3 protein-coding genes are annotated in these 2973 nt (G+C 63.5%); 2 read left to right on the forward strand and 1 reads right to left on the reverse strand.

Going from position 1 to position 2973, the window contains the following annotated elements:
• Window position 1: 1 nt before the first annotated feature.
• Entirely contained in the window at window positions 2-352 is a 351-nt protein-coding gene (locus tag BN973_RS00445) for a YbaB/EbfC family nucleoid-associated protein (RefSeq protein WP_036465221.1), read from the reverse strand.
• A gap of 146 nt (window positions 353-498) precedes the next feature.
• Here BN973_RS00445 and BN973_RS00450 point away from each other — a divergent pair, with 146 nt between their 5' ends.
• Window positions 499-1212, forward strand: coding sequence for an Rv3717 family N-acetylmuramoyl-L-alanine amidase (locus BN973_RS00450; protein ID WP_051641513.1), 714 nt, complete (start codon window positions 499-501; stop codon window positions 1210-1212).
• 506 nt (window positions 1213-1718) lie between these two features.
• Complete coding sequence (locus BN973_RS31520; protein WP_462138144.1) at window positions 1719-2879, forward strand: condensation domain-containing protein; 1161 nt, start codon at window positions 1719-1721, stop codon at window positions 2877-2879.
• The last annotated feature ends 94 nt before the right edge of the window (window positions 2880-2973 follow it).

A 2973-nucleotide genomic window follows, 5' to 3' on the forward strand; every position in this document is an offset into this window, starting at 1 on the left:
GTCAGAGCCCCGGCATCTGAGTGGGAGGAGCCGGCGGCGCCGGCGGCGCGGTCAAGCCGGCGGTCAGCGACCCCAGCTGCTCCTGTGCCATCTTGGTGACCTGCTTGGAGGCGTCCACCATGGCGCCGACGATCAGGTCCTGCAACGTCTCGACGTCCGAGGGGTCGACGACCGACGGATCGATCTTGACCGCGACGACCTCGCCGCTGCCTTTGACGATTGCCTCGACCAAGCCGCCACCCGCCTGACCGCGGATCTCGGCGTTCGCGAGCTGTTGCTGAGCTTCCATTAGCTTTTGCTGCATCTGCTGCGCCTGAGCGAGCAGCGCCGACATGTCGCCTCCGGGTTGCATGACAATCCCTTCGCATCTTGGTCTCGAGTTGGTTTCGCCTGTGGATGTCGGGCGATTCGAAACACCCAGCGTAGACCGCGCGGCGTTACCTTTGCGCCGTGGACCAACCAGTGAGCAGGCGTGTCGGGATCAAGACGGTGATCAGCATGCTGGTTGCCGCGTCGACTCTCATCGTCCCGACCGCCACAGCGACCCCATCCAACATCGCCGGAATGGTGGTGTTCATCGACCCCGGCCACAACGGCGCCAACGACGCGTCCATCGGCCGGCAGGTCACCACCGGCCGTGGCGGTACCAAGGACTGCCAGACCAGCGGCACCGCGACCAACAGCGGCTATATGGAACACACGTTCACCTGGGACACCGCGTTGCGGGTTCGCGCCGCACTGACGGCGCTGGGTGTCAGGACCGCCTTGTCCCGCGGCAACGACAACGCACTGGGACCGTGTATCGATGAACGGGCCAACGTCGCCAACTCGTTGCGGCCCAACGCGATCCTGAGCATCCACGCCGACGGCGGACCGCCGTCCGGGCGCGGATTCCACGTCAATTACTCGGCCCCGCCGCTCAACCAGGTGCAGGCCGGCCCGTCGGTGCAGTACGCGCGGATCATGCGCGACCAGATGCAGGCCGCCGGTATCCCGCCGGCCACCTACATCGGCCAGGGCGGGCTGTACGGACGCTCGGACCTGACCGGCCTCAACCTGGCGCAATATCCCGCAGTACTGGTCGAGTGCGGCAATATGAAGAACCCCGTCGACTCGGCGCTGATGGAGTCCCCCGAGGGGCGCCAGAAGTACGCCGACGCACTCGTGCGCGGCGTGGCGGGGTTCCTGGCCACCCAGGGTCAGGCCCGCTGAACGCCGCTGGCTACGGGTGTTTTCAGGTAGCGGCGCTGCCTTACGGGCGGTAGCGTGGACGTGCGATGCGCGGGCCGCTGAGCTGGGGTTGGCCGAGTAACCAGATCGCTTGCAGCCCTGGTGATTTCGCAGCGCGGATTGGGCTGCGTGAAAAATCGCGGCTAACACCTAGCTAACATCAAAGACTTTGCCGAAACCCCTGTTGGAGCCGGTTTTGGTCCACTAAGGTTTGTTCCACTCATGTCGATTAGACGTGTGGGGAGAATCGGTGAGTAACAAACCGTCGGCGACAACTTCGTCCAGGTCAACGACGACCAGCAACACCGCCCGGGGTGGGCTCTCGCGGACGTCGCCGCCTTTGGGTAAGCGGTTCACCGCAAACCGCCCGGCGCGGTGGTTTTCGACTGAGCCGCACGCTATTGCACCGATATACGGCCATAGAATCTGCGGAAGCCGAAACCGGATAAGGCCGTTATTGGGTAAGCCTTTTGGGTAGGGGCGATCGGATGGAACTTGACGCCCGTGCCCTTCCGCTGACGCGTCGGCAATTAGATATCTGGCTCGCACAGGAAACGGGGCGCTCCGGCACCGACTGGCAGCTCGGCCTATTCGTCAGAATCGAGGGCACGGTCCAGCCTGATTTGCTTAAGCACGCAATCAGCAAAGCACTGCAAGAAGCCGAACCATGCCGCGCCGCATTCTTCGAAGCAGACGGTCAGGTTTTCCAAAAGGTAGTGGACTACCCGGATTTCGACCTCGACTTCCATGACCTGACAGCCTCGCCGGACCCCGTGGGAGAAGCCCGCGAGATTGCGTCGTCGATCCAACGCACACCAATGCCGCTCACCGGCCGGTTACTCAAATTCGCTTTATTCCGAACGAAACCCGACGAATACTACTGGTTCGCCCTCTGTCATCACATAATTCTCGACGGATTGGGCATTGCTCTCGTCGGCCGCCGAATTGCGGCTATCTACACCGCAATTGTTGCCGGCACGCCCAGCTCTCCCGCGTTCTTCGGGTCACTGCAGGACCTGGTTCGCAGCGAGCTGGAGTATGAGACGTCACCGGACTATCTGGAAGATCAGGCCTACTGGAACGCCAACCTGCCCTCGGAAAGCGGCCCGGATTACCGATTGCCGCAAGCCACCTCGCGGCCGGATCCGAATCAGCCGACCACGCCGGTTCAGTTGGACCCAGCCGTGGTCGGCCGAATCAAGCAGCTGTCCAAAGCGCTGGGTGTCCGCCGCTCCTCGATCATCACCGCCGCGTGTGCCCTGTTGGTGCGGGGCTGCACCGGCGGCTCAGAGGTCGTGCTCGACTTCCCGGTCAGCAGGCGGGTCCAGCCGGAGTCGAAGGCGCTGCCCGGGATGGTCGCCGGGGTGGTGCCCCTGGTGCTCAAGACCCCACCGGGGTGGTCGGTTGCCGACTTCTGCAAGCATGTCGATCGGAAAACAAGAGAGGCTTTGCGGCATCAGCGATTTTCCGGTGCAAGTGTTGGGGGACGAAGGGGGACTTCGGGGTACCGGGCAGGCGCCGAATCGAGTAGTCGTAAATTTCATCCCGTCCCGACTCACCCTGAACCTTGCCGGAGTTCCGGCGACCGCGACATACACCAGTTTTGGTCCGATCGGTCACTTCGGGCTGTTCTTCGTCGGTGCCGGTGACGAACAGTTCCTCACCACAGCCGGTGCCGGGCAACCGTATTCGAATTTCGGTGTCGCGGACCTGACGCAGCGGTTGCAGCGGGTGCTGGCGGCC

This window comes from Mycobacterium triplex, assembly GCF_000689255.1.
GTDB classification, from domain to species: domain Bacteria; phylum Actinomycetota; class Actinomycetes; order Mycobacteriales; family Mycobacteriaceae; genus Mycobacterium; species Mycobacterium triplex.